This window comes from Porphyromonas sp. C0026D3 (genome assembly GCF_056590775.1).
The window spans coordinates 38629-58271 of record NZ_JBWPWU010000002.1 but is presented as its reverse complement, the minus strand read 5'-3'; the positions used below and the strand labels follow the sequence as shown (position 1 = coordinate 58271).

Annotated in this window: 17 protein-coding genes; 5 read left to right on the top strand and 12 right to left on the bottom strand. The window is 47.3% G+C overall.

Annotated features, from left to right (window positions below; genetic code table 11):
- The 7 genes from coaBC to AC1EK1_RS01795 form a co-directional block, all read right to left on the bottom strand.
- On the bottom strand, positions 1-1203 hold the full coding sequence (gene coaBC, locus AC1EK1_RS01825) for a bifunctional phosphopantothenoylcysteine decarboxylase/phosphopantothenate--cysteine ligase CoaBC (protein WP_480305344.1): 1203 nt from the start codon (positions 1201-1203) through the stop codon (positions 1-3).
- Entirely contained in the window at positions 1187-1972 is a 786-nt protein-coding gene (locus AC1EK1_RS01820; RefSeq protein WP_480305343.1) for an exonuclease domain-containing protein, read from the bottom strand. Before AC1EK1_RS01820 ends, coaBC begins: the two co-directional genes overlap by 17 nt.
- A gap of 24 nt (positions 1973-1996) precedes the next feature.
- Positions 1997-3169: a DNA polymerase III subunit beta gene (gene dnaN / locus AC1EK1_RS01815; protein ID WP_480305342.1), complete on the bottom strand. Its 1173-nt coding sequence runs from the start codon at positions 3167-3169 to the stop codon at positions 1997-1999.
- 155 nt (positions 3170-3324) lie between these two features.
- Positions 3325-3906, bottom strand: coding sequence for an HD domain-containing protein (locus AC1EK1_RS01810; protein ID WP_480305340.1), 582 nt, complete (start codon positions 3904-3906; stop codon positions 3325-3327).
- Between the two features lie 6 nt (positions 3907-3912).
- Positions 3913-4725 (bottom strand): DUF3108 domain-containing protein, encoded by an 813-nt coding sequence (locus AC1EK1_RS01805; RefSeq protein WP_480305338.1) that lies wholly within the window; start codon positions 4723-4725, stop codon positions 3913-3915.
- Positions 4718-6007: a serine--tRNA ligase gene (gene serS / locus AC1EK1_RS01800; RefSeq protein WP_480305336.1), complete on the bottom strand. Its 1290-nt coding sequence runs from the start codon at positions 6005-6007 to the stop codon at positions 4718-4720. Before serS ends, AC1EK1_RS01805 begins: the two co-directional genes overlap by 8 nt.
- 197 nt (positions 6008-6204) lie before the next feature.
- Positions 6205-6834, bottom strand: a complete 630-nt coding sequence (locus AC1EK1_RS01795; protein ID WP_480305335.1) for a peroxiredoxin — start codon at positions 6832-6834, stop codon at positions 6205-6207.
- Positions 6835-7094: 260 nt separating this feature from the next.
- On the opposite strand from AC1EK1_RS01795, the gene AC1EK1_RS01790 reads away from it, so the two are divergent.
- Positions 7095-8063 carry an NAD(P)H-dependent flavin oxidoreductase gene (locus tag AC1EK1_RS01790; RefSeq protein WP_480305334.1) on the top strand — a complete coding sequence of 323 codons (969 nt, stop codon included), beginning with the start codon at positions 7095-7097 and terminating at the stop codon, positions 8061-8063.
- 18 nt (positions 8064-8081) lie between these two features.
- Here AC1EK1_RS01790 and AC1EK1_RS01785 read toward each other — a convergent pair whose 3' ends face one another.
- Together AC1EK1_RS01785 and AC1EK1_RS01780 are read right to left on the bottom strand one after the other, a co-directional pair.
- Positions 8082-8990, bottom strand: coding sequence for a dihydroorotate dehydrogenase (locus AC1EK1_RS01785; protein ID WP_480305332.1), 909 nt, complete (start codon positions 8988-8990; stop codon positions 8082-8084).
- Positions 8991-8997: 7 nt separating this feature from the next.
- A complete protein-coding gene (locus tag AC1EK1_RS01780) occupies positions 8998-9771 on the bottom strand; it encodes a dihydroorotate dehydrogenase electron transfer subunit (RefSeq protein ID WP_480305331.1) in 774 nt (257 codons plus the stop codon).
- Positions 9772-10324: 553 nt separating this feature from the next.
- On the opposite strand from AC1EK1_RS01780, the gene htpG reads away from it, so the two are divergent.
- The 3 genes from htpG (at position 10325) to AC1EK1_RS01765 (ending at position 14759) form a co-directional block, all read left to right on the top strand.
- Positions 10325-12406: a molecular chaperone HtpG gene (gene htpG, locus AC1EK1_RS01775; RefSeq protein WP_480305330.1), complete on the top strand. Its 2082-nt coding sequence runs from the start codon at positions 10325-10327 to the stop codon at positions 12404-12406.
- Between the two features lie 219 nt (positions 12407-12625).
- On the top strand, positions 12626-13363 hold the full coding sequence (locus AC1EK1_RS01770) for a Crp/Fnr family transcriptional regulator (protein WP_480305329.1): 738 nt from the start codon (positions 12626-12628) through the stop codon (positions 13361-13363).
- Between the two features lie 13 nt (positions 13364-13376).
- Positions 13377-14759, top strand: a complete 1383-nt coding sequence (locus tag AC1EK1_RS01765; protein ID WP_480305327.1) for an MATE family efflux transporter — start codon at positions 13377-13379, stop codon at positions 14757-14759.
- A 38-nt stretch (positions 14760-14797) separates the two neighbouring features.
- Here the strand turns inward: AC1EK1_RS01765 and rfbC are convergent, their stop codons facing one another.
- The 3 genes from rfbC to AC1EK1_RS01750 all read right to left on the bottom strand — a co-directional run bounded on the left by rfbC (position 14798) and on the right by AC1EK1_RS01750 (position 17745).
- Positions 14798-15352 carry a dTDP-4-dehydrorhamnose 3,5-epimerase gene (gene rfbC, locus AC1EK1_RS01760; protein ID WP_480305325.1) on the bottom strand — a complete coding sequence of 185 codons (555 nt, stop codon included), beginning with the start codon at positions 15350-15352 and terminating at the stop codon, positions 14798-14800.
- A gap of 12 nt (positions 15353-15364) precedes the next feature.
- The gene (locus AC1EK1_RS01755; protein WP_480305324.1) at positions 15365-16816 is read right to left on the bottom strand and encodes a DUF4270 domain-containing protein; all 1452 of its coding nucleotides are present in this window, start codon (positions 16814-16816) and stop codon (positions 15365-15367) included.
- Positions 16817-16923: 107 nt separating this feature from the next.
- The gene (locus AC1EK1_RS01750; RefSeq protein WP_480305323.1) at positions 16924-17745 is read right to left on the bottom strand and encodes a glycogen/starch synthase; all 822 of its coding nucleotides are present in this window, start codon (positions 17743-17745) and stop codon (positions 16924-16926) included.
- A gap of 247 nt (positions 17746-17992) precedes the next feature.
- Here AC1EK1_RS01750 and gltX point away from each other — a divergent pair, with 247 nt between their 5' ends.
- Complete coding sequence (gene gltX, locus AC1EK1_RS01745) at positions 17993-19510, top strand: glutamate--tRNA ligase (RefSeq protein WP_480305322.1); 1518 nt, start codon at positions 17993-17995, stop codon at positions 19508-19510.
- Positions 19511-19643 lie beyond the last annotated feature (133 nt).

Genomic DNA, 19643 nt, shown 5'->3' with positions numbered 1-19643 from the left:
CTACATTGGACGATTGTCCTGGACCCAGTCTAGGATTGCTTTGGCCACCTCTTGTTTGGACAGTAATGGAAGCTCTAGTACTAGGCCATTTTTGTCCAGAAGCCGAACTTTGTTTGAATCTGTGCCAAATCCGGCTCCTTTATCGTCAAGGACATTTACGACTATTAGGTCAAAGTTTTTGTTCCTGAGTTTATTCATTGCGGCCTCTTCATCGTAGTTGACTTCTAGTGCAAAGCCGATATGAATCTGGTTGGCTTTCTTTTGTTTGCCAAGCGTTTTGGCTATGTCGGGGTTGGGCACCAACCTAAGTGTCAAGTCCGGTGTTTCTTCCCTTTTTAATTTTGTGTCAGCAGGCTCTGCTACTCTATAGTCAGCAACGGCCGCACAAAATATTGCGACATCATAGTTCGGAGCGATGGACTCACAGGTTTTTAGCATCTGTAGAGCACTATTAACCCTGTAAATCCTTGGAACATCCGGCAATACCAATCCCGGACCAGTGACAAACTCCACTGTAGCCCCTCGATTGTTGGCAACCTCAGCCAATGCTTTTCCCATCTTTCCGCTAGAGTAGTTGCCAATAAAACGCACAGGATCTATGTTTTCGTATGTTGGCCCTGATGTAATAAGTATTCGGGTGTCGGAAAGTTCAGCGGGCGTCTGGAAGTGATTGATGACTTCTTGTAAAATGTATTCAGGCTCTGCCATTCGCCCTTTTCCGACCAAATGGCTGGCGAGCTCACCGGATTCTGGCTCAATGATTTTTACACCCCAGTTTCGAAGAAGTGTCAGTGAGTGTTGAGTAGATGGATGGGCAAACATGTCAAGGTCCATCGCAGGAGCTACCATTGTGGCTGACTTATTGGAAAGATACGTTGTGATCAGCAAGTTATCCGCTACACCTGATGTCATCTTCCCAAGTGTGGTGGCTGTCGCAGGAGCTATAATCATCAAGTCCGCCCATTGCCCTAAGTCAACATGGCTGTGCCAAGCTCCCGTGCGTTTCTCAAAAAAATCCCATACAACAGGGTTGCCACTAAGTGTTGATAGTGTTAGGGGGGTAATGAACTCTAGTGAGGAAGGAGTCATTACGACCTGAACTTCTGCCCCCTCTTTGATGAGTAGACGGACTAGGAGTGCACTTTTGTATGCGGCTATGCTTCCTGTGATACCGAGAACGATATGTTTACCTTTTAGTCGCATTACTGTCCAGCCGTATTTTGATCAATTGGAGTTGATACTTGGTGTCTCGTGGAAAGTCACTGTTCATCATCCAATGGAAGTAGTTAGGCTCTTCTTTTAGTACATGCTCTACCGACTTTCCTTTGTATTTGCCAAAGTTGAATATTTCATGACCTTTTTCATCGTATATAAATCGCCCTGCAAAGTCAACATTGCGATTGAAGTGCGTATACTCATCAAGTCCATCAATGTCGGATGGAATATCATCGTATCTATGCAGTTGTCCTAGTAAAACCTCGTATGTTGCTCTCGTATCGGCAGTTGCGGTATGGGCATCCTCCAACACTTTGTCGCAGTAGAACTTGTAGGCGGCAGATAGCGTGCGTTGCTCTTTTTTGTGAAAAATCACCTGAACATCAACTATCTTTCGGCTCCGAAGGTCTATTGGGACCTCTGCTTCAAGAAAGGATTCGGCTAAGAGGGGTACATCAAATTTTAGGCAGTTGTATCCACCTAGGTCAGAGTTTTCAATGAATCCTGCAATCTTTGATGCGAGATCGGCAAATGACGGTGAGTCTGCTACGTCTTTATCGGTGATTCCATGCACTGATGACGAACTTTCCGGAATAGGACATTTGGGGTTGACTAGCGAATGAAATGTCTCTTCTGTGCCATCCGGGTGTATCTTCAGCATTGAGATCTCAACAATCTTGTCTTTTGTCGGATCTACTCCTGTTGTTTCAAGATCAAAGAATACAACAGGTCGCTTTAGGCTTAGTTGTCTAGACATAGTGGTGATATATAGCCGGGTTGATTAGATCATGGGCATTACAGCAGCTAATGCCTCCACACCCTCGTTCATTTCCACTGGCTTGATCAGCATGGGTCTTGCACTGTCGCCAAGTTTCATTAGGATGTTTTGGCTCGGAAGGCTCTGCAATGCATTTTTCAGGTGTAGTGACTTCACACCAATGCTCATGGGCTCACTGCTACTGAATGATATGGGGACTTTTTCTTCGCTACTTGCGCTGTAGTCATTGTCTCGAGCGGTGATTGTCAACTCACTTGACGTCATCTGTAGGTTGATCAAGTCCAATACTTCGCTGGCAAAAATGGATACGCGACGTACAGCGGACAAAAACTGCTCACGATCCGCCACCATTTCTTTATCATTCTCTACCGGAATCACACTCTCATAATTTGGGTACTTACCATCTAATAACCTAAACTGTAGCTCAATGCCATTGAATAGGATCTCACCCATGTTGTCGTAGATTTTTATTTTGACCTCCAAGTCGTCGTCTCTCTTTTGGATTAATGCTTTCAGAAGCAGTACGATTTTTCTTGAGAGAGTGAAGGTGTCTTTAGTGTTCTCTCTTGGAACGGAGGGGTCTGCGCCGGCACCAATCTCGTGATGGATGTTGTGGTTACGACACATGGCGAGCAAAAAGCCATCAGTGCTTACAAAGGTAACGTGATCTGGACGTGCATCAACGTGGACACCGGTTACCAATGGTCTTGATTCATCGGTGCTGGCCGCATATACTGAGAGGTCTATCCCTTGTTGCAATTGATCAACCCTTAGATCTAGGTCAAATTTCATGCCACCTAGAGGGTGAGCCTCCGGGTAGTTGTCACCAGCGGTGTACATGAAGTTGAAAAAGCCACCTTGATAGGTTACATTAATACTTGATGAACTTGGATCTAGCGTCATTGTTATGTTTTGTGCAGGAACCTCTTTCAGTGGTTCGAGCAGTTGATCCGGTCTAAGGCAAAAGGATATAATCTCTCCTTCCACACTCTGGATAGGCATAGTCATGAGCAATCTAGTATCATCGTCAGCCGCTGTGAGTTGTAGCTGTTCTCCCTTTATCTCAAAGAGCACAGAGTATGTGATGCCTATGCTGTGTTGTTTTGATCCGGCGGTCAGCCTATTTGCAACTTGTAGTAGGTCCAGTAATTGCGAGCTCGATAATGTAATGATCATAGTGAGTCTATTTATCTTGAGTGATGGTTTATTTTTATCCGTAAATGTACAAAGAAAAAAGGATCTCCTCTTATGTAGGGATTGGGCTGATTTTCTGTCTGATGACCTAGAGGCTAGAGTATGAATGGGTATGCTACCCGCCTGCAATGACAGGTTTACTTACTGTCATTTCCTTCAAAAAGTCTGCACCATGTCAAAAACTTGATCGCATCGTCCTCTGACTTTTTTTGTAAGTCCAGCAGGATACTTTCCGGTTTCTTCTTTTTCTTTAGGTCTCCACTTTTTGAATAAAAGCAATCGGCATAGCAGATGATCTGCTCCTCAAGGGATATCGGTACCATTTCACGAGCCGGTAGTGGAAGTCGTTGGCGAATGATTGCCTCCAGAGTGAGTCCTACTCCTGTGTGTCGCTCACATACCAGTGCATGCCGTTCAAGCCCTTCTTTCCTAAGTAGGTCTGCCCCTAAGACTCCGTGCATGATGTATGGGAAATCCCCTGTACAACCGATGCTTGGTGCGTCTGTGAAAATCATACCAACGTCATGCAACATGCCTGCCTCGTACAGAAAGCGCTCATCTAGCTTCCACTCAGGATGACGGTTCGCAATTTCCAGGGACAACGCTGCCACACATTCGCTGTGCTCCAAAAGGGTAAGGTAGGCTTTGCTCCCTTTTTGGTAGTACTTTTTGTAGATCTTTTTAGGTAGATCAGATGTGATTTTTGGGACCTGTTTCACCCCTCTTTAGCTTCTATAACTTGAGGTCATACGACATTCTGCATAGCCAAACTTTAGCTTGGCTTTAATCAAAATCGGTGTCAGGCTTTCATCTCTCGTTAACCATACTTGTACCGACTTCCTTGAGTTTTCAAAAGCCTTGTCGTTGATGTTGATATCAACCTTTAGAGTTGAAATAACTTCTCCATTTTCAAGTTTGTAGCTTTCGTACCCACTCAGCTCATAATCTGCATAGACGATGTTTTTCCCATCGGGGACCACAAACTTGTACCGTGTGCCAATCCTTAGTGTTTCTGGGTTGATACTCCTTACGAGTGCCATGGTGGAGAGCATGTCCACTACAGCGACTTCTTTATTATTGATGTGGTATACAGTGTCTATTCTTACTGCAGTCGGTGTCCACTCTTTTATTTTGGCAACGATTGCTCCGCTGTCTTTATAAGAAAATACGGTCTCGCTGATGAGGTAAAAGTTTTTTTCATTGGTCCTTTTCTCAAACCTCATCAGTTGCTTCGATGGAGAATACAGTGCCTCAAGAGTATCTCTCATGGGGTAAAATTGATCTCCTATGCCTTGGGTCTGAAAGAGTAGTTGCGTGAAGTAGTGCTTGTTCGTAGTTGGCTTGTTGATCAACCTAGCCTCACCTACTTTTCCTCTAATAAAACCCCACGAAAAATCCACGTCGTAGATCAGTGTTTCGGTTTTTCCAAGGCTTTTTGAGTTTCGGAGTGCAGAACGCTGAGCATGTGCCACCTCGGTGCACATGCTTATTCCAATAGACAATAATATAAAAGCTAGTGTGTATAGGCCTTTATTCATGGTTTTTTGGATGCGGAATGAGGTCAAATCCTGTGTATGGACGGAGGGCTTTGGGGATAAGGATTCCTTCGGGGGTTTGATTGTTTTCCAGCAGCGCAGCCACGATTCTTGGCAATGCCAGTGCACTACCGTTGAGTGTATGGCATAACTCTGTTTTGCCATCTTTTTTGTACCGGCATTTTAGGCGATTAGCCTGAAAACTTTCAAAGTTGGATACAGAGCTGACCTCCAACCATCTTTCTTGTGCAGCGGAGAACACTTCAAAGTCAAAGGTCAAAGCACTTGTGAAACTGATGTCTCCACCACATAGTCGGACGATTCGGTAGGGTAATTCAAGTTTTTGGACTAAACTCTCCACGTACCTTACCATCTCATCAAGTGATTGATAGGAGTGCTCGGGCGTGTCGATCCGGACAATCTCTACCTTGTCAAATTGGTGAAGACGATTCAGACCCCTCACATCTTTCCCATAGCTGCCTGCCTCTCGCCTAAAGCACGCTGAGTAAGCTGTTAGTTTGATCGGAAGGTCCTTGGGGTCTACTATGACATCTCTGAAAATGTTGGTCACCGGCACCTCGGCTGTTGGGATGAGGTACAGATTGTCCTCATTGATGTAGTACATCTGTCCTTCCTTATCCGGAAGTTGCCCAGTGCCAAACCCGGAGTCTTCGTTGACAGCTAGAGGTGGTTGTATCTCGAGGTATCCTGCTTCGCGAGCGTTGTCCAGAAAGAATGAGATCAGTGCGCGCTGCAGGCGTGCACCGTAGCCTTTGTATACAGGAAATCCGGCTCCGGTTATCTTTACACCCAGTTCAAAATCAATGATATCATACTGCTTTGCCAGCTCCCAGTGAGGTAGTTTGTTGTCTGGTGACAGATCCGGCTTCGTGCCTCCCATCCGCTCTATCACGTTGTCTTCTGCTGACTTTCCGCAGGGTACAGTTTCAGACGGTGCGTTGGGAAGAAGTACAAGTACATCGTACAGGTCTTTTTCTGCGGAGTTTTTCTTCTCCTCTAGCTCTTTTGCTTTTTCCTTCAGGCTATTTACTTGCTCACGGAGTTTTGTTGCTTCATCTCGTTTGCCCGAGCGCATGAGTTCTCCAATCTCCTTGGACATCTTATTTTGTGTCGCAAGTGTGTCGTCAAGGTCGCGCTGGCTGGATCGCCGGATTTCATCAAGTTCTCTTATTCGGTCAATTGATTCGCGAGCATCTACATTCTTGATACTCAGTCTCCTTATCGCTTCCTCGCTGTTTTCAAGTAAATATTTTGTCGTTAGCATAATCTCTCTAACCGGTTACATGATGTGTTGTTTTGGGAGTGCAACCACGCAATCCCTTTCGCAAAGATAGTTTTTTTCGTTGATATGGGTGCAGAGGAGGAATGACGCATGAGAGTCCAAAAAGAATAGGGTGTACCAAAAAGCTACTTTGGTACACCCTATCTATTATGTTGTAGGCACTTTCTACCTACCGGAGTTTAGTGCTTTCCGAGGTAGTCAGAGACTGATTCGTGTGTTTCGCGGATAGCCTCTTTTCCTTCAGACCAATTGGCCGGGCAAACCTCGCCAAACTCTTCGTAGTGGTGTAGTGCGTCAACCATACGAAGTGCTTCGTCAACGCTACGTCCCAAGGGCAAGTCGTTGATCACCATGTGGCGTACAATACCCTTTTTGTCAATTAGGAACAGCCCACGATAGGCTACAGGATTGCCTTCAAATGTCAGGTTGCCTTCCTCGTCAATATCCTCCTCGCCAGCCAGGACACCGTAGTTCTGTGCTATGGTTTTGCTAAAATCCGAAACGATAGGGTAGGTAACTCCCTTGATACCACCCTGCTTGAGGTCTTGGTTCAGCCACGCAAAGTGAGAGAAGTGCGAGTCTACCGAGCACGCAACGACCTGTACGTCTCGTTTTTCAAACTCCTTTAGCTTGTCTTGGAAAGCGATCAGCTCCGTAGGACATACAAAAGTAAAATCCATCGGGTAAAAGAAGAAGAGGACATACTTTTTGTCTCTAAACTGACTTAGGGTAAAGTTCTCAATGAAGTTGGTGCCTTGTACGGCGGTTGCCGAAAAGTCGGGTGCTTGTTTTCCTACTAGTGTGTACATAGTTGTTCTGTCTAATAAATTGTTCGTTACTTAATTCATGACCATCCAAGCAATCTGCCCGGAGTGTCTCGATTCATCCTTATAACATAGTATTGGATGGATTTGTTCATTCAGATTGTTTCTAGACGGATTTGTGGTGAGGTCGTGTCGATCGTTTTGTTTGCCAAGTGGTGCTCACGCTTTTGGAGTTGCCAGGAAATACATTAACTTTGGCTTGGGGAAAATGCACCGATTTCGTTTAACTTCACACAGTGGCAGGAATGACAAAAATCTCTTTTTCACAGTTTGGAGAAAACTCTCCTCTCTCTCGACTTTTTGGGATACAATACCCTATTATATCCGGCGGAATGGCATGGTGCAGTGGTCATCATCTTGCAGCGGCTGTGTCGGAGGCTGGAGGTCTTGGACTGCTAGGAGCAGGCTCGATGTCTCCGGATGTACTGCGGGAGCATATTCGCAAGACCAAGAGTGCAACGAGCAAGCCCTATGGTGTCAACCTGCCGCTCGCATTTGGCAATACCGAGGAGAATATACGGGTGATTATGGAGGAGAGAGTGCCAATTGTCTTTACGTCAGCCGGCAATCCCAAGACCTACACCTCAACACTAAAGGAGGCCGGAATCAAGGTCGTGCATGTGGTGAGTAGCTCTAGGTTTGCAGTCAAGGCCGAGGAGGCCGGAGTGGATGCAGTGGTCGCAGAGGGGTTCGAGGCCGGAGGACACAACGGTAGAGAAGAGACTACAACTCTATGCTTGGTTCCATCGGTCGTAAAATCGGTCTCGATACCTGTGATTGCGGCCGGTGGTATTGCATCGGGTGCGGCTATTGCGGCAATGTTTTGCCTGGGGGCTCTAGGCGTCCAGATTGGTACCGCATTTGCGCTGACAAGTGAAAGCTCTGCTCACTTGCGCTTCAAGGAGTATTGCGTCTCGCTAGGGGAGGGCGATACCCAATTGCTGTACAAGGCAGTGTCTCCGACCCGCCTAGTGAAGGGCCCTTATTTTGACCTGATAAAGGAGGCAGAGGCTCGAGGAGCCGATGCGGATGAGCTCAGAGCCATCCGCGGGATCGGCCGTGCGCGCCAGGGAATGTTTGAGGGTGACCTAGAGCATGGTGAACTGGAGATGGGACAGGTACTCTCCGAGGTTTCCGAGATACGTTCGGTGTCGGATCTGATGAAAGAGCTCGTACAGGACTATTGGGATACTGCTGAACGGTTGGACGGCTGACAGTTGGTTTTTCTCTCCCTAAATTTCTAGCTTCCCGATGAGATCGTTTATGTCAGAAATATTGTGCCTGGTCATGTACGAAACGATCCCGTCAATGATCTTGAGCGGGGCCAGAGGATCAACAAAGTTGTAGGTCCCTACTTGGATGATCCGTGCACCACAGAGCAAAAACTCTATTGCGTCCTCGGCTGTGCAGATTCCACCCATACCGATGACCGGTATCTTCACGGCATTGTAGACTTGCCAGACCATCCGCAGAGCTATCGGCTTGATGCACGGTCCGGAGAGGCCACCGGTGACTGTCGAGAGTTTTGGACGCCGCCGCTCGGCATCAACGGCCATCCCTAGAAAAGTATTGACAAGTGATACGGCATCAGCTCCTGCATCTTCGGCCACCTTTGCCATGAGGGCAATGTCGGTGACGTTTGGTGTCAACTTCACGATCAGTGGCTTGTGGTAGACTGCTCGTACAGCGCTGATGACCTCTTTGGCGGCGTCCGGTGATACCCCAAAGAGCATCCCACCATGCTTGACGTTGGGGCAAGATATATTTAGCTCAATGGCCGGAATCTTCTCTAGTCCGTCTGCAATTTCTGCGACTTTTACATAGTCCTTTTTTTCGGAGCCATTTACATTCATGATGATATGAGTGCCTAGCTGTGTGGCTCGAGGGTAGATGTGCTCTACAAAGTGAGCTATGCCACCATTTTGTAGCCCGACGGCATTCAGCATCCCGGAGGCTGTTTCGGCCATTCGTACAGGGGAGTTGCCTTCTCGGTGCTCGTATGTTGTCCCTTTGGCAAAGATCGCACCTAGTCGGCTCACATCGTAGACTTTACTCATGAGCAACCCATCCCCAAAGGTTCCGGATGCGGTACATACAGGGTTTTTGAAAACTATTCCTTTGAGATTGACAGATAGATTCATGGTTGGCTTACCAAAGTAGTTCGTTTACATCAAATACCGGGCCGTCTGTGCAGACTGTTTTGTGACCGGCGACTGTTGGCTCTACACAGCAGAGGCATACTCCGAGTCCACAAGCCATCATGTTTTCGAGCGAGGCTTGACAGGTTAGCCCCATACTTTTGCTCCAGTTGGCCACAGCTTTCATCATTGGAGTCGGACCACAAGTGTACACCTCTGAGAAGGCCTCACTTTTTAGGATCGTGTGGTCGGTGACATAGCCTTTTTCCCCCAAGCTCCCATCCTCTGTCGTGATATAAAGTCGCCCCTGCTCGGAAAAACTGTCCAGGCTCGGGAAGTGCTTGCCACTCCGCGCACCCAATAAATATGTGGGGGTTATCCCTTGTTCCTTTCTGAGGTGTTCGCCCAGCTCCAATAGCGGGGCTATCCCCACGCCACCGCCTACTAGCAGGGGCTTCGTCCCTTTGGGGGCGGCAAAGTGGTTGCCTAGAGGTAGTAGGACTTGCCATAGATCTCCGGGTTGGGTCAGGGCCAGAGCCGAGGTCCCCTTTCCCACAACCTGTATAAGCAGCGATAGGCTCCGGTCGGTGTGTCTGTAGATGGACAGTGGACGCCTCAAAAACACTCCGGATGATTGAGGCAAACGGATTTGTGCGAACTGTCCCGGGAGGATGTCCGGTAACTTCTCTGAGGATTTCAAGGTGACCTCAAATAGGGAGGCTGAAAAAAAATGTACGCCAGATACCGTTAGGCTAAGATCTACTATGGGGCGATTGTTATTCATTCGTATTGTTTGTTGTTTCCCGATAGGGTAATAGTTGGACCCCTAAGTGTTTTTGCGAGGTCCTCATGGATACCCGAGCAAAGATACAGTATTTGGGGCAAAAAACGGTTTCGTTCGGCGGTGCGTACGTTGTGGGTCCCAACCTTTTGTTTCCAGAGTGGTCTCAAAAATCTCCTCACTCGGGGTTAAAAAGTCATCGCTATGTACTTCCAAACTATTTTCTTCGGTTGAAAAACTTAAAATCACAGTGTGATTTGAAGAGATCACTTAGTGATTTGAATAAACCACACAGTGATTTGAATAAATCACACTGTGATTTTATCTTTTTCTCCGACCCGGCGCTCTTTTTCTCGGATCCGGTCAAGTTTTTCTACTAGAAAAAGATGTTTTCTTCCTCGTCCGACAGAGCAGGACACTTTTCGACCAAAAACGTCCTGCCTTTTTCTTCTCTCTGTTTTTCCGAAGGTCTCTCGTGCCACAATATAAGGGTGTGGCACTGCTTTTGCATAGATTATGCTGACAGTAATATATTGATACAATCAATGAATTAGTTATGAGTACCAACAAAAAAATAGAAGGAAAAATAGGGGTGCAGAGCGACAACATGTTCCCCATCATCAAGAAGTTTTTGTACAGCGACAATGAAATCTTTCTTCGGGAGATCGTGAGTAATGCCGTCGATGCGACTCAGAAGTTGCGCACACTTTCCTCCAAGGGTGAGTATACCAAGGAGGTGGGCGACCTAAAGGTCGAAGTCAAGATAGATGGCGACAAGCTGATTGTCAGTGATTCCGGTGTGGGTATGACGGCCGATGAGATCGAGAAGTACATCAACCAGATCGCTATATCCGGAGCTGAGGAGTTTGTGGAGAAGCATAAGGACGATGCCGCCTCAATCATTGGGCACTTTGGGCTTGGCTTTTATTCTGCCTTCATGGTCGCAGACGAGGTGGAGATCTATACACAAAGCTACGATGAGTCTGCCCCCAGTATGCGGTGGCAGTGCAAGGGGGATCCGGAGTTTGTGCTAGAGGAGGCCGAAAAACGCCCTCGTGGTACGGATGTTATTTTGCATATCAACGAGGATAACAAGGAGTTTTTGGACCGCATAAGGGTCAGGGCGCTTCTTGAAAAATACTGCCGTTTTCTCCCAGTTCCCATTGTTTTTGGCAAGCAGGTGGAGTGGAAGGACGGCAAGGAGGTGACCACAGACAGGGATCTAGTCATCAATGACACTCACCCTCTTTGGACCCAGACACCAACTGACTTGGAGGACAAGGACTACTTGAGCTTCTATCAGATGCTCTATCCGATGAGCGACGATCCTCTTTTTTGGATTCACTTGAATATTGACTATCCATTCAACCTGACGGGTATCCTTTACTTCCCACAAGTGAAGTCCAACATGGACTTGCAGAAAAATAAAATCCAGCTCTACTCCAACCAAGTATTTGTGACTGACAATGTGGAGGGGATTGTCCCGGAGTTTTTGAGCCTACTCCATGGGGTCTTGGATTCACCGGATATCCCGCTAAACGTCTCGCGGAGCTACCTTCAGGCTGATCATAATGTGAAGAAGATTTCTGCATACATTACCCGTAAGGTCGCAGAAAAGCTTGGTGAGCTCTTCAAGGAGGACCGGAAAGCGTATGAAGAAAAGTGGCCGGCTCTGGATCTTTTCATGAAGTATGGGATGCTGAGTGAAGAGAAGTTCTACGATCGTGCAGAAAAGTTTGTGCTACTCCAGGACACCAATGACAAGCTATATACTCTGGAGGGGTACCGTACCCTCATTGCAGCAGAGCAGACAGACAAGGAGGGGAATGTGGTTTATCTCTATTCGGCGGACAAGGAAAAACAATACGCATACATCAAGGCTGCTGAGGATTGTGGCTACAATGTGTTGTTGCTCAAGGGGCCGCTGGATATCCACTTTGTCAGCATGCTAGAGCAAAAGGTCGCTCAGTCTCGCTTTGTCCGGGTGGATAGTGATACATGTGACAATCTGATCCCCAAAGAAGGCAATAAGGCGGATGAGTCGGCTGTGAGCGAGGAGGACAAGTCGTTGCTTGTCTCACTTTTTGAAAAACAATTGCCAAAGCTTGGCGATGATCAAATCCTCAGTGTGCAGGCATCGCACCAGGGAGAGAAGACCAAGCCACTCGTCGTCATCCAAAGCGAGTACATGCGTAGGATGAAAGATATGGCCCAGATGCAGGCCGGTATGCAGATGTATGGAGCTATGCCGGATAGTTATGTGCTGAGTCTAAACCTTGATAACCCACTGGTACGAGAGATTGCCACCACTTTCAATGCCGATGAATCGGCCGAAGAGTCAAAAAAGATCTTGGCGGATAGGAAAGGGGAGCAAGCTAGACTTGATGTCATTCAGCAAAAATTGAGCGGAACCGAAAAGCTGGAGGACTCCGAAAAAGAAGTGTTGAAAAAAGACAAAGAGGAGACCATGGCAAGGATAGATGAGCTCAATGCCGGCTTGAGTGCTATCTACAAAAAGTTTGGAGATAAGCATGAGGTGTTGGCTCAGCTCATTGACCTTGGGTTGCTCTCTTGTGGATTGCTCAAGGGCGAAGCTCTTGATGCATTTGTGACTCGGTCATTGCAAATGATCAAGTAAGCAAGAGTGAGTGCTGTTGGTCTGCCGGTCACTACATAGGTGAGTGGTCAACGATCAATGCAGAAAAGTAAACTTGTTTGCTCGCAATATACTGTCATGGATAGTACTCGGGTATCAAGCTTTTACAAAACATACATTGCTGAGTAGGTCTGGTACTGAGTTCTTCGGAAATCCAAAGTTTGGCTACCTTTGCGAATATTTGAAAAGGTTTTCAAGCTAATGAACTCAGAAGCAAACAACTTCTTTTTGCAGAGAAGTAACCAACCCGAAGAACAACGTCCGACCTATCATGTATCTAAAATAATGCCAGAGCTTTGGGCACTCCTCTCCGATATGGAGAGAGAAAGCCTGATGCTCTGGTCTCGTTTTGAGAAGGTTGACAAGGATGGAGTTATATTTGATGGCAACCGATCACCGGAGTATCTATACGTGCTTTGTGAAGGGCAGGTGAAGCTGACACAAGCTAGAGAGCGTCCGCAGATTGTCCAGTTGGTTAGCCCTTCTGATTATTTTGGACATGTTCCTTTTCTTGCTGGAGTGGATGAAGGGCTGGTAGCTATGGCTATTGAGGAGTCACTGATTTGCTCATATCCAATCAGTTTTTTTGAGTCTATCCTAGAGGCAAATACGAGTGTTGCAAACTTTTTCCTGAAAGAATTGTCCCAGCGGCTATGGCAGAGCTACAGGCTTTTGATGTCTTTGACTCAAAAACACTTGCGAGGTAGACTGGCAGATGCGATCCTGCTCCTGCGTGATACTTTTGGAGTAGAGGCTGATGGCGTAACCCTCAAGGCGAAATTTTCTCGGTCCAATCTCTCGGAATTGTGCAACATGAATAGGGGAAATGTCACCAGGACGCTCCGAGAAATGGAGTCGGAGGGGGCACTGCTACGAAGTGGCCTGGAGATCAAGATTACCAACCTTGAGTTGCTATATCAAATAAGCAAACTCGGATAGGACTAGCCACAAAGTGATAACGGTCACTGACACACCACAAGGGGCTCACTTGCTGGGCACTGAGCCTATTGGACGCTTGCTCAGGCACTATGCACTTCCTGCGATTGTAGGGAGTGTGGTAAATGTCTTGTACAATGTCGTGGATCGCATATTCATAGCTCAGGGGGTGAGCAGTATCGCTCTTTCGGGATTGGCTGTGACATTGCCGGTAATGACGTTTGTGCAAGCGTTTAGCATCTTGATTGGAGCCGGTGCTGCCACTAGGATTTCTATCCTTTTGGGGCAGAAAAAACGTGATGAGGCGGAAAACTTGCTCGGAAATGCTTTTTTGCTCAGTATTTTATCAAGCATCTTGGTGGTTGTGGGGTGTATGGTTTTCATCAGGCCACTACTGCTCAATTTCGGTGCTTCAGCGGAGTCGCTTCCCTATGCACTTGACTACCTGTCTATTGTACTCCCCGGAAACATCTTTGCGAATATAACCTACTCCTACAATGCCGTAATGCGCTCGACGGGCTACCCCAAGAAAGCAATGTATACGATGATGATTGGAGCGGTGATCAACTTCGTGCTTGATCCACTGTTTATATTTGTCTTAGGGTGGGGAATAAGGGGTGCCGCTGTTGCGACGGTCATCAGCATGGTCGTGGGAATGGTATGGGTTTTGCGTCACTTTCTCAGCAAGGACTCACTGCTGCAAATTCGCACCAAGTACTTTAGGCTACAAAGGCAATATGTACTGGGGATTATCTCGATTGGCATATCGCCCTTTATGATCCAGATACTGGCCAGCTTGGTCATCGTGATAAAAAATACCTCACTGTATCGGTATGGACAACTTTCGCCGATTACGGAGTTTAGTGGTGATCAGGCAGTCGCATCACTAGGAATTGTGAATAGCATCGCTATGCTGATTTTGATGGTGACTTTTGGCATATCGCAGGGGATACAGCCGATTATCGGTTACAACTATGGTGCGGGTAATTATGAACGCGTAAAAAAAACCTTCAAACTCGCTGTCATTGTCAATGTATCACTTGGACTAATTGGCTCTCTGCTGGCTTTTTTCGCCCCGACCCTTTTGGCCAGAGTATTCACACAGGATCCTCATTTGATCAAGGTTAGTGCCACTGCTATCTCAATAGAGATAATAGCTATGTGGGCAGTTGGTTTCCAAATCACCAGTGTCCAGTTTTTTCAAAGTATTGGTAAGGCTTGGCGGGCTATGGTGCTGAGCTTTTCCAGGCAAGCGATCTTTTTGATCCCTCTTTTGCTGGTACTACCAAGTGCGTTTGGTGTGATGGGGGTATGGATGGCACCACCTATTGCGGATGTCTTGTCGGCTAGCTTATCCATCATTTTTGTCACCCTGTACTTCCGACGTGAGGAGAAGTAACGGTACTATTGAGCAACGTATGTGGTGCATCGGTCGGATCAAGTGATGTCGTGGAGTCGTTGGTATTCGATGAACGTAGGGTGCTTGCTGTCCTTTTCTGAAAGTATGATGTGATCCGCATCTATTGGCCATTGGATATTGAGAGTTTGGTCACTCCATATGATGCCTCTCTCTGCTTCCGGGTGGTAATAGTCGTCGCACTTGTAGTGCAAAATTGCTGATTCGCTCAGTGTGATAAAACCATGTGCTAGCCCTTTGGGAATAAAAAGCTGTTTATGGTTTTGATCAGAAAGGTCAAATGCCACGTGTTGGCCATAGGTGTCTGAGCCGGGACGTAAGTCCACTGCAATGTCAAGTATGTGCCCCTTGAGCACCTCGACCAGTTTTGCTTGGGCATACGGAGCGGCTTGAAAATGTAGCCCACGCAGGACTCCATATGTTGATCTTGATATATTATCCTGTACAAAAGTGGTCTTTAGGACTTCTTGGTACTTTGCTTCGGAGTAGGCTTCGAAAAAAAAGCCACGGGTATCTTCAAATACCTGTGGCTCTATGATTATGACACCTGATATTTTAGTCGGAATAACGTTCATTGTGAGGTGGACTTAGATAGGGCTACCACTGCGACGCTTTGTGATGTATACCTTGAACCGTTTATTTGTCTCTAGGTCAGTCTTGAACTTGATGGCGGAGGGAAGTACCTCATTCGATATAGAGGAGGATACTCCTGCACCCTGTCTGCCGTTGCTTTTGGCTTGGGTGCGGTCAATCGGTACAATCACCACTTTGAGGTCTTCGTCCGGATGCGCTTTGATGTGCTGTAGGATCAATGTGGAGATGTTGCCAAAAGTATAAGAACTGGATCCGGAGATGTTGGACGCTCCAATGTAGGTGGTATAGGGCTCGTTGAGCTCCGTGTGCTCTTTCTCAAAGAAGGACTGCAAGCTGTCCTTTGGCAGTAGCAGTAGATATTCCGGTATAGGAAGTGCGTATACACCTTGCTCATTGGCCTCGCCCACTATGGTTAGCGGTGTGGCATTTAGTTGCTTTGTGTACCCAGTCTCCGCTTTGAGCATACGGGAGATTTGTGCTGTTGGGATCGTGATTTCCGTGAAGACACCGGCCGGAGATTTGATATAAGTGTATTCGTCACTTGAGGTTAGCAACCGATCAAGACCACTATTTCCGTAGCGTGACAGTTGTGGCACCTCAGAGGTGTGTGCCAGCTCTTGGATGTGGGTGTTTTCTATGATTGTGTCAATCGTAAAGCCGTCCTTCTTGTACAGCGTGTCTTTGTACTGATAGTAGAGAGAGAGGGCTGTCTTGGAGACTTTTAGGACATTGCCTTTTCCGGCACTGCTCCTAAGGTATATTCCGGGAAAGTATTCGGAGAACTTCTCTTGGCTGGAAAAGATGGGGTCGCCATTTCTTGACTTGTCGTAGAGCTCTTGTCCTATACCCGGGTGTAGGAGGTCGAGCGGTATTTGTACCACTCTCTTTTTATTGATGGTGTCGTTTCCGCGCTCGGCAGTGTAGGACTGCTCTCCTAGCTTGACATCAGAAAGGTACCCACTTACGTCACCTACAGAGTACCGCCTGTGGGGCAGTGGCTTTGACAGCTTGTAGGCCTCCACTTGCATGGGTTGTAGTTTGTCCCCTGTGAACTGGTCATAGTACAACGTGATGAAAGCCGAGTCTACTTTATGATTAATCGGTGTCTCACTGAACTTAAACCCCTCCGGGACATATAGTTGGGTTAGGTATTCGGTGCGTACCTCTCCATACTCTTGGTTGGGTATATACCCGAGGTAACTGTATGATGAGCGGACGTAGATACTATTCCATGTCATGCCTGCGTCTTGGGAGACTTGTCCCGAAACATTTGCCGAAACGGTACGGTACGTCAGAGGGAGCTCATGCGTCTCTATTTCAACCTTGCTGTAGTCGGGTATGATAGAGAGTCCGGTACTGTCGTTGCGATTGTCACAAGCCACTATGAGTACAGCTATCCAAAGGATAATGGCTATTGTGGCTCCTTTTCGATTATTATAGGTCATCTGATATTTTTCTATGGCGTTGCCTTCTAAAAATGCCTCTCCTTTATTGCCAAGACTTGCAAAGTAGCGAGGTAAAGGTAATGATTTCTTACAAAAGCAATCGTTGGTTACTCTTTGGATACGTTCTTCAATAGCTCATCGTAGAGATCGGATATTGCCGAAAAAGACTCTTCTACAGGTAGATACTCTAGGACGTTGACATTCTTTGACTCTTTGGCCCACTTGACCACATCTTTGCTGATGTCCTCTGTGCCAAATACTATTCCGTCGATGTAGTTGAAAATAAGCTTGGTCAGATCCTCGCGTGTCAGTGGTGAGCCATCCAGTAACTCATGGGTTATCCCATCATACTGAAGTACCTCGGTGAGATTTTCGCCAAAAGGCGTCTCAGGTGTCTTGTCGTAGACCGAAAATACCAACTTTGCGCCAGATAGTGCGGGGTCAGCCTTGAAGAGTGTTTTTAGGTACAGAGGTGCCAATCCAGTAAACCAGCCTTGGCAGTGAATGATGTCCGGGACCCAACGTAGCTTTTTGATAGTCTCAAAAACCCCTCGTGTGAAAAATACGGCTCTCTGTACGTTGTCATCATACAAGCGTCCGGTGCTATTGTCGAGGACGGTGCCTTTTCGGGCAAATAGGTCATCGTTGTCAATGAAGTACACTTGCATTCTTTGGGGGAGTAGGCTGGCAACCTTTACGATAAGCTGATGCACACGATCATTAACCGTCAGGTTGACTCCGGATAGCCGAATCACTTCGTGTAGCTGGTGTCTGCGTTCGTTGATGATGCCATAGTTGGGCATAAATACCCGTATGTCATCTCCTCGCTCCAGCATGTCGAGAGGAAGGTGTTGAGATTGATTGCTTACGCTTTCTTCCACATAGGGGGAGATTTCTTGAGCTATATATAGTATCTTTCTTTTCGTCATAGGCATCGATTCATTGTCTTTTTTGCATGCTTCGTACAAGTACGCTTCTCCCCAATCTCTACCCCAAAGGTACCAAAAAAAAGTGACTTTGACTTGATGTCCTGAGGATTGCCCAGCCCCGCTTTATCCGAGTTTGGGGCTAATATGAGGGCGTTTTGTTAACTTTGCACCGAATGAGACTGTCGCATAATGCTACATTCTCCAAGTGTAATGAAATACAGAAAATAAAAAACAGATACTATAAGCTATGGTTCGTGTGCGTTTTGCCCCTAGTCCCACAGGTCCACTACATATTGGTGGTGTGCGGACGGCTCTCTACAACTATCTTTTTGCTCGCCATCATGGTGGAACTATGGTGCTCCGTATAGAGGATACGGACAGTAAGCGCTTCGTACCCGGAGCTGAAGACTATATTGTGGAGTCGCTCCGTTGGCTGGGCATCGAGATTGATGAGGGTATTGGCTGTGATGTTCAGCCCTATGGCCCTTACCGTCAGAGTGAGCGTCGAGATATTTACCGCAAGTATGTTCAGCAACTTCTGGATGCAGGTAGGGCCTACTATGCGTTTGATACTGCCGAGGAGCTGGAGGAGGTGCGTGCACGCATCCCCAACTTCAGCTACGATGCTGCTACGCGTGGCCAGATGAATAACAGCCTTTCGCTTACGCCAGATGAGGTGAGGGCCAAACTCGAAAGCGGGGTCCCGTATGTCGTGCGCTTCTTGGTTGAGCCAGGACGAGAGGTCGAGGTGAATGACTTGATACGAGGAAGTGTGGTCATCAACTCCACTCAGCTTGATGACAAAGTACTCTACAAGAGTAGCGATGACCTCCCCACATATCACTTGGCCAACATTGTGGATGACCATCTCATGAAGATAACGCACGTGATCAGAGGAGAGGAGTGGCTACCGAGTGCACCTTTGCACGTGTTGCTCTATGAGGCATTTGGGTGGGCCGATACCATGCCACGCTTTGCGCACCTTTCTCTGATCCTAAAGCCTCAGGGAAGTGGCAAGCTGAGCAAGCGGGACGGTGATCGTCTCGGATTCCCGGTTTATCCCTTGGAGTGGACGGATCCCGATACCGGAGCTGTCTCATCCGGCTATCGCGAGCAAGGCTATCTCCCCGAAGCGGTCGTCAATTTCCTCGCTCTCCTAGGTTGGAATCCGGGGACGGACCAGGAGTTCTTTGAAAACTTCCAGGATTTGGCCAATAGCTTTACCCTTGAGCGGTGTAGCAAAGCCGGAGCACGATTTGATTACGAAAAAGCAAAGTGGTTCAACCATCAGTATATTCGAGTAGAGCCAGTCGAACGGTTGGTGGAGGTGGTGCTGCCTCTGCTCAATCGAATCGGAATCACCCCGGAGCCTCAAAAGCTAGCTGCTGTCATCAATGTCGTACGTGATAAGGTGCAATTGATACCCGACTTTGTGGACGAAACCGCCTATTTCTTCAGAGCACCACAGGACTTTGACAGCAATGGGGTCAAGAAGCACTGGAAGCCCGAAACGCCACAATACCTCATGCGTATGCTTTCGCTTTTGCGTTCGCTGAGCGGAACCAACCCCTCTCCGGAGCAAATAGAGCAAGCCCTGTACGACGAAATCAATCAGAATGACCTCCCGATGGGAAAGGTGATGAATGGAATGCGACTTGCTCTGGTGGGTGCGGCACGTGGTCCCAGACTGCATGAGATCATAGCCCTTCTAGGTGTGGATGAGTCGATCCGTCGTGTAGAGTACGCAATAAGCCACTTGAAATAGTCATAACCAATCAGACCGTATAGTGGGTTTGGCGATTTCCCCAAACTTTACCATCCTTACTAAGTCCTTGGCAATCACCGAGGGCTTAGTTTTTTTAGCCCGTTCTCGGTCGAAAATCTAATTCACAAACGTA

What these genes read in the sequence shown, in the direction of transcription:
- dnaN (WP_480305342.1), bottom strand. Translation starts at nt 3,169, where the DNA reads ATGATCATTACATTATCGAGCTCGCAATTACTGGACCTACTACAAGTT.
- AC1EK1_RS01805 (WP_480305338.1), bottom strand. Translation starts at nt 4,725, where the DNA reads ATGAATAAAGGCCTATACACACTAGCTTTTATATTATTGTCTATTGGA.
- AC1EK1_RS01820 (WP_480305343.1), bottom strand. Translation starts at nt 1,972, where the DNA reads ATGTCTAGACAACTAAGCCTAAAGCGACCTGTTGTATTCTTTGATCTT.
- gltX (WP_480305322.1), top strand. Translation starts at nt 17,993, where the DNA reads ATGGTTCGTGTGCGTTTTGCCCCTAGTCCCACAGGTCCACTACATATT.
- serS (WP_480305336.1), bottom strand. Translation starts at nt 6,007, where the DNA reads ATGCTAACGACAAAATATTTACTTGAAAACAGCGAGGAAGCGATAAGG.
- rfbC (WP_480305325.1), bottom strand. Translation starts at nt 15,352, where the DNA reads ATGAACGTTATTCCGACTAAAATATCAGGTGTCATAATCATAGAGCCA.
- AC1EK1_RS01770 (WP_480305329.1), top strand. Translation starts at nt 12,626, where the DNA reads ATGAACTCAGAAGCAAACAACTTCTTTTTGCAGAGAAGTAACCAACCC.
- AC1EK1_RS01780 (WP_480305331.1), bottom strand. Translation starts at nt 9,771, where the DNA reads ATGAATAACAATCGCCCCATAGTAGATCTTAGCCTAACGGTATCTGGC.
- AC1EK1_RS01785 (WP_480305332.1), bottom strand. Translation starts at nt 8,990, where the DNA reads ATGAATCTATCTGTCAATCTCAAAGGAATAGTTTTCAAAAACCCTGTA.
- AC1EK1_RS01790 (WP_480305334.1), top strand. Translation starts at nt 7,095, where the DNA reads ATGACAAAAATCTCTTTTTCACAGTTTGGAGAAAACTCTCCTCTCTCT.
- AC1EK1_RS01795 (WP_480305335.1), bottom strand. Translation starts at nt 6,834, where the DNA reads ATGTACACACTAGTAGGAAAACAAGCACCCGACTTTTCGGCAACCGCC.
- coaBC (WP_480305344.1), bottom strand. Translation starts at nt 1,203, where the DNA reads ATGCGACTAAAAGGTAAACATATCGTTCTCGGTATCACAGGAAGCATA.
- AC1EK1_RS01750 (WP_480305323.1), bottom strand. Translation starts at nt 17,745, where the DNA reads ATGACGAAAAGAAAGATACTATATATAGCTCAAGAAATCTCCCCCTAT.
- htpG (WP_480305330.1), top strand. Translation starts at nt 10,325, where the DNA reads ATGAGTACCAACAAAAAAATAGAAGGAAAAATAGGGGTGCAGAGCGAC.
- AC1EK1_RS01755 (WP_480305324.1), bottom strand. Translation starts at nt 16,816, where the DNA reads ATGACCTATAATAATCGAAAAGGAGCCACAATAGCCATTATCCTTTGG.